The organism is Polaromonas sp. P1_G4 (assembly GCF_056405475.1).
Map to the genome: position 1 here is coordinate 1 of NZ_JBFUCA010000233.1, position 6,430 is coordinate 6,430.

At 63.4% G+C, this 6,430-nt stretch carries 7 protein-coding genes; 5 read left to right on the forward strand and 2 right to left on the reverse strand.

From position 1 onward, the window contains the following. A partial coding sequence (locus tag AC1D1X_RS12880) for an SNARE-associated domain-containing protein (protein WP_477698405.1) occupies window positions 1-325 on the reverse strand: 325 nt, incomplete at its 3' end. A gap of 190 nt (window positions 326-515) precedes the next feature. Here AC1D1X_RS12880 and mutL point away from each other — a divergent pair. The 4 genes from mutL to AC1D1X_RS12900 all read left to right on the forward strand — a co-directional run bounded on the left by mutL (window position 516) and on the right by AC1D1X_RS12900 (window position 5,263). Next, window positions 516-2,438: a DNA mismatch repair endonuclease MutL gene (mutL, locus tag AC1D1X_RS12885; RefSeq protein ID WP_477671147.1), complete on the forward strand. Its 1,923-nt coding sequence runs from the start codon at window positions 516-518 to the stop codon at window positions 2,436-2,438. A 32-nt stretch (window positions 2,439-2,470) separates the two neighbouring features. After that, the gene (locus AC1D1X_RS12890; protein WP_477671148.1) at window positions 2,471-3,430 is read left to right on the forward strand and encodes an alpha/beta hydrolase; all 960 of its coding nucleotides are present in this window, start codon (window positions 2,471-2,473) and stop codon (window positions 3,428-3,430) included. Window positions 3,431-3,536: 106 nt separating this feature from the next. Continuing rightward, window positions 3,537-4,868 (forward strand): ammonium transporter, encoded by a 1,332-nt coding sequence (locus AC1D1X_RS12895; RefSeq protein WP_477671149.1) that lies wholly within the window; start codon window positions 3,537-3,539, stop codon window positions 4,866-4,868. Between the two features lie 26 nt (window positions 4,869-4,894). Next, complete coding sequence (locus tag AC1D1X_RS12900) at window positions 4,895-5,263, forward strand: hypothetical protein (RefSeq protein ID WP_477671150.1); 369 nt, start codon at window positions 4,895-4,897, stop codon at window positions 5,261-5,263. Window positions 5,264-5,306: 43 nt separating this feature from the next. Here the strand turns inward: AC1D1X_RS12900 and AC1D1X_RS12905 are convergent, their stop codons facing one another. Next, the gene (locus AC1D1X_RS12905; RefSeq protein WP_477671151.1) at window positions 5,307-6,065 is read right to left on the reverse strand and encodes a DeoR/GlpR family DNA-binding transcription regulator; all 759 of its coding nucleotides are present in this window, start codon (window positions 6,063-6,065) and stop codon (window positions 5,307-5,309) included. A gap of 95 nt (window positions 6,066-6,160) precedes the next feature. Between AC1D1X_RS12905 and AC1D1X_RS12910 the strand changes: the two genes are divergently transcribed. Continuing rightward, the coding region (locus AC1D1X_RS12910; RefSeq protein WP_477698406.1) for an NUDIX hydrolase at window positions 6,161-6,430 on the forward strand (270 nt) is incomplete at its 3' end.

The following is a 6,430-nucleotide window of genomic DNA, read 5'->3' on the forward strand; positions in this document are numbered from 1 at the left end:
TGTTGAACCAGCGCGAGTTTTCCCACTGGAACACCTTGGGCCCCAAAGCCCGCCCTATGCTGTAGTTGCACTGGTCGCCCAGCACAGCCGCCACAAACAGCAACGCCACCGCTACCGGAAAACTCATGAGGCCGACACCGCACATCGCACCCACCACAAACAACAGTGAATCGCCCGGCAAAAAAGGCATGACGACTACGCCGGTCTCCACAAAAATAATCAGGAATAACAGGGCATACACCCATGCGCCGTAGCTGGTGACAAAGGCTTCCAGGTGCTTGTCGACATGAAGAATGAAATCGATGAGAAAGGTGACTAGTTCCATGCCGGCAATTTTGACAGGTATGAAACCAGCAGGCCTGCAGGGATGGCCAATGAGCTTCATGGCATGCCCCAAACCTTGCAAATCGCCAACAGACTATTACAAGTTGCTGATTGAACCAGTGCGGGAAAGCCTCAGGACGCAGGGGGTTTACGGCATGTCCCTCAACAGCCAAACCCGTAAAATCTGCGCAATGACCCTGCCCGCCCGCCGCCCGATCCGCGAACTTCCCGATGAACTGATCAGCCAGATTGCGGCCGGCGAAGTGGTGGAGCGCCCAGCGTCCGTCGTGCGCGAGCTGGTCGACAACGCACTGGACGCCGGCGCCACACAGGTGACTGTGCGGCTGCTGGCCGGTGGCGTGCGGCTCATCATGGTCGAAGACGACGGCTTCGGCATCCCGCGCGAAGAACTTCCCGTCGCCCTGAGGCGCCATGCCACCAGCAAGATTGCGTCGTTGCAGGATCTCGAAGCCGTCGGCACCATGGGTTTTCGGGGCGAGGCGCTGGCGGCGATCAATTCGATCGCAGACATGAGCCTGCTGTCCAGAACCGCCGCGGATGAACACGCATGGCAGCTTGACGGCCGCACCGGCGAACTGAAGCCCGCCGCCCGCAGCCGCGGTACCAGCGTGGAAGTGCGGGAGCTGTTTTACGCCACGCCCGCGCGCCGCAAATTCCTGAAAACCGATGCCACCGAACTGGCCCACTGCATTGAAGCCGTACGCCGCCATGCCCTTGTGCGGCCCGATGTGGGTTTTGCCATCTGGCACGAAGGCAAGCTGGTCGAGCAATGGCGCGCGGCGGCAGGCGACAACGCCCACCAGCAGCGCCTGGCCGACGTGCTGGGCAGCGAATTTGTTGAGCAGTCCGTCGCCGTCAGCTATGAAAGCTCGGCCCGCCGCGCCGACGGCCTGCCGGCCGTGCGCGTCTGGGGCGTCGCCGGCATTCCGGATGCCGCCCGCTCGCGCGCCGACCAGCAGTTCGCGTATGTCAACGGCCGTTACGTGCGCGACAAGGTGCTGACCCACGCTGCGCGCAGTGCCTATGAAGACGTGCTGCACGGCCACCGCCAGCCGGTCTATGCGTTGTATGTCGAGATCGACCCGTCCCGCGTGGACGTGAACGTGCACCCGACCAAGATCGAAGTGCGTTTTCGCGACAGCCGCGAGGTGCACCAGGCCGTGCGCCACGCCACCGAAAACGCGCTGGCCGTTCCGCGCTCCATGGCAGCTGTCCAGGCCGGCACGGAAGACGCTGCTGTCACGCCCACCGGATTTCTTGAACAAAACAAGGCTTTTTCGCAACAGGGATGGGCGCAACCAGCTATCAATTTTGTAGCAAACGGCGGCCACAGGGCCTCCGACTTYGACGCCATGTGGCCGTCATCGCAAGCCGTCGCGCCCAGCCCGCGGGAATCTGGCGAGGATGCCCTGTACGTCACCATTCCCCCAGCCGGAAATGGCATGGCAAACCCTGGCGTGCCTGAAGGCGCAAGCGCCCTGCCCTCCGGCGACTGGCCGCTGGGCCGCGCCATCGCCCAGCTGCAGGGCATCTACGTGCTGGCCGAAAACACCCAGGGCCTTGTCATTGTGGACATGCACGCTGCCCATGAGCGCATCGTCTATGAACGCCTGAAAACCCAGATGGACGGTGCCGATGGCGCCGATGGTGCCAGCATCATCAGCCAGCCGCTGCTGATTCCGGCCACCTTTGCCGCCAGCCCCCAGGAAGTGGCCACGGCTGAGGCCAACGCCCAGGCATTGGCAACGCTGGGCCTGGAAATCACGCCTTTTTCGCCCAAAACCCTGGCGGTGCGCGCCGTGCCCACCAGCCTGGCGCAGGGCGATGCGGTGGAGCTGGCCCGCAGCGTGCTGGCCGAACTGGCCCAGCACGACGCCAGCACCGTCATACAGCGGGCCCAGAACGAGTTGCTGTCGACCATGGCCTGCCACGGCGCCGTGCGCGCCAACCGCAAGCTCACGCTTGACGAAATGAACGCCCTGCTGCGCCAGATGGAAGCCACTGAGCGCTCCGACCAGTGCAACCACGGGCGGCCCACCTGGCGGCAGGTCAGCATCCGGGAGCTTGACACGCTCTTCATGCGCGGACGCTGAACTTTCCGGCGCCCGGCGAATCATTCACTTGCATGAAACGCTGGCACCTCTTTACTTCTTTCCTGATGACGCTGGCGTTGCTGGCGGGCTGCGCCACCCTTGACGAAAAGCAGCGGGCCTGGATCTTCCAGCCCAGCGACCGCACCTGGAGCGGGGGCGCTGCCGCCGCTGTTGGCATGGAAGACGTCTGGATTGACTTCAACGCCGCTGGCGGCAACGGCAGTGACGGCGACCACCCCGTCCGCCTGCACGGCCTGTGGCTGCCGGCAGACGAGCCCGATGCCGCAAGCAAAACCCCCGTGCTGCTGTACCTGCATGGCGCGCGTTACAACGTTACCGGCTCCGCGCCGCGCATGCGCCGCATGCAGGAGCTCGGCTTCTCGGTCCTGGGGATCGACTATCGCGGTTTTGGCAAAAGCACCTACGAACTGCCGTCGGAAACATCGGCCTACGAAGACGCCCGCGCCGCGTGGGACTGGCTGGCCAAAAAGTACCCCGGCCGCCCCCGTTACATCTTCGGACACTCGCTGGGCGGGCCAATTGCCATCAACCTGGCCACTGAAGTGGCCGATGAAAGCGGCACGATTGTCGAAAGCACATTCACCTCCATCGCCGATGTGGTGAGTACGTCCCAGTGGGGCTGGATGCCGGTGTCGCTGCTCATCACCCAACGTTTCGAGGCCGTCCGAAAAGTCGGCAAGATCGGCTCCCCCCTGCTGGTGGTGCATGGCGGCGAAGACCGCCTCATCCTGCCGGACCTGGGGCGCAAACTTTATGACGCCGCAGCGCAGCCCAAGCTCTTCCTGCTGGTGCCGGGTGGCTCGCACCACGACACCAACCTGGTCGGCCAGCCGCAATACCGGCAGGCACTGGCACAGCTGTTTCAGATGGACAGGAGCCTTGCTGACGGTGCGCAGCAGAATGAGGCATTGCAGGTGGCCGGCGGCAAACGCGCCCCAAAACAAGCCGAAATGCTACAGAACAAGGAATAATGCCCAAAAACAGGTATTTTTTACTTACCCAATACATGTAGCCGGATGTAACATCCCTCGTACCGCATAGCAGCTGATAGCAGCTAAAACAACGAGAGGGGAATGTATGAGCCAAGTCCTGGTTATCCGCAGGCCGTCTGCCATCAATGTGCTGGCCCCTGTGCTGGCGCTTCTGGCGTCTGCCCCTCTTCATGCCCAGACCGCCGCCGCCGCCGCGGCGCCTGCCGTTGCGAAATTCAATGGCGCAGACACCGCCTGGATGCTCATCTCGACCGTCCTGGTGCTGTTGATGACCATTCCCGGCATCATGCTGTTTTACAGCGGCATGATGCGGGCCAAAAATGCGCTCTCCATCGTGGCGCACACCTTTGCGGCCACCACAGTTGTCACGCTGGTATGGGCGGGCATTGCCTACTCGCTGGCCTTCACGCCCGGCAACCCCTGGATCGGTGACATGAGCCGGGCACTGAGCGAAGGCCTGCTGGGCGCAAAAGTCGGCGCGCACGTTTCAGCGCCTTCCGTGCCGGAATCCGCTTTCTTCCTGTTCCAGCTGGCATTCGCCATCATTACCTTCGCGCTGATCATCGGCGCCACTGTGGAGCGAATGCGCCTGAGCGCCACCATTTTCTTCGCGGCCTTCTGGACCATCCTGGTATACGCCCCTGTGGCGCACTGGATCTGGCAACCCACCGGCTGGCTCGCCAGCATGGGCCACATGGACTTTGCGGGCGGCACAGTGGTGCACATCGCGGCCGGCGTCAGCGGCCTGGTGGCGGCCAAGGTTGTGGGTCCGCGCAAGGGTTTCGGAACCGAACCCATGGTGCCGCACAACCTCTTGATATCCATCATCGGCGCCGGGCTCTTGTGGGCGGGCTGGTTCGGCTTCAATGCCGGTTCGGCCTTTGAAGCCAGTTCGCGCGCCGTGGGCGCCCTGCTGGCCACCCAGGTGGCGGCCTGCGTTGGCGCGTTCATGTGGGGCATTTGCGAATATGTCCAGCGCGGCAAGTTCAGCGTGCTGGGCATGGCAACTGGCGCCATTGCCGGCCTCGTCGCCATCACGCCGGCGTCCGGTTTTGTCGGCGTCATGGGCGCATCGGTGTTGGGCTTTGCGGGCGGCGTCGGCTGCTTCCTGGCCGTGACCCGCTTCAAGCGTGCCACAGGAATTGACGACTCGCTTGACGTATTTGCCCTGCATGGCGTGGGCGGCATCATCGGCACGGTCCTGACCCCGGTCTTTGCGCTCAAGGAAATTGCACCCGTGACCGCCACCGTGTTTACCAACCTCGTGGGAGCCTGCGCCGTTGCAGCTTACGCAGGCGTCGCGACCTGGCTGATTTTGCTGGTGGTCAAGCCCCTTGCAGGCCTTCGCGTAACCACGGCAGAGGAAGAACTGGGCCTTGACCTTGCCCAGCACGGCGAGATGATTTCAGGTGCTTGAGTTCCCCCCATCAAGACACGTAAACCATGCTGTTAACCATGACGCCGCCTGACGACTCCGATCTCATGGCCTACGCGGTGCGGATGGTCATTCCCATGAAGCGGGAGTTCGGCCGTTCGTTGAATGTCCATCAATTCCTGCATGACCTGCCGTACGCCACTGAAGTAATTCAGGAAGCGCTCAACAGCAAGGACGAGCGCCTGCGCAGCTATGCGGCCTATGCGCAGACCAAGATTTTCGGACCCCGCAGCGGCAGCGAACCATTGCTGTCAGCGTCCGCTGCATCGCCCGCACCGTCGCGCGCCGTCGCGGCCGCTCCTGCCGCAAGTGAAACAGAAATCAGCGAAGACCTCCGGGCCAAGGCCATTGCCCGGTACAAGTCAGGCCTGCGCTGAACAGCCTGGCCGCCCCGACAGCGCCCTGATACCCCAGGCTTGATCAGCCCGCCCTCACCACACGCACGCCGGCACGTCTGGCGCTGCTGATCCACGCTGCCTGCGCGTCGCGGTGAACCACCACCGCCGACACATCGGCCAACGCCATGATGCGGCAGGCCGAAGCCGCGCCAAGTTTTTCGCCCGATGCCAGCAGCACCGTTTCCGAGGCGCAGCGGTGCAGCGCCCGCTTGACGGCGGCTTCTTCGGAATCTCCCGTGGTCACGCCCGCCGACGCATGCACGCCGGTCGCCCCCATGAAAAACACATCGGCCCGCAGGCGGGATAGCTGCTCCATCAACTCGGCCCCCATGGCCACCATGGAGTGCCGAAAGAGCCGCCCGCCAAGCAGCTGAATCACGAGGTGGGGACAGCGAGCCAGTTCCATGGCAACCGCCGGGCTGTGGGTAAACACCGTCGCATGAAGGTCTTCACTCAGGTGCCGCGCCATCTGCAGCGCGGTGGTGCCGCCGTCGATGATCACCACCTGCCCTGGCTGGACCATGGCCGCCGCCGCCCGGCCGATGGCCTGCTTGTCCAGCGGCGCAATCTGCTCGCGCACCGTCACATTGCCGACGGCCGGTGAAGCAGGCAAGGCCCCGCCATGGACACGCTGGAGCTTGCCCGCCTGGGCCAGCTCGCGAAGGTCGCGCCGGATGGTGTCTTCCGAAATACCCAGTTCCTGGCTGACGGTCTTGGCAACCAGTTGCCCGTCACGGTCAAGGCGTGTCAGCAGCAGGTGTTTGCGTTGGCTGGTCAGCATGGGGTTTCGGCTCCGGTTTCTATCTGGCGTGAAGCTGGACAATTGCACGAAATTTCATAATAATGCACGATATTACACGAAATCAACCAATCCGAATGCGCCCTTCCTTCCTGATTCCACCGCCCGCACCACACGTGCGCGTGCTCGGCGATGAACGCCTGTCCGACAACTGGTATGTGTTGCGCAAACTCACCATCGAGTTGCGCCGCCGCGGCGGCACGTGGCAGCAGCAGACACGCGAGGTCTATGACCGCGGCAACGGCGCAGCGATCCTTCTTGTCAACGTCCGGCGGCAAACCGTGGTGCTGACAAGGCAGTTCCGGCTGCCGGCCTGGGTCAATGGTTGCGCCGACGGTATGCTCATC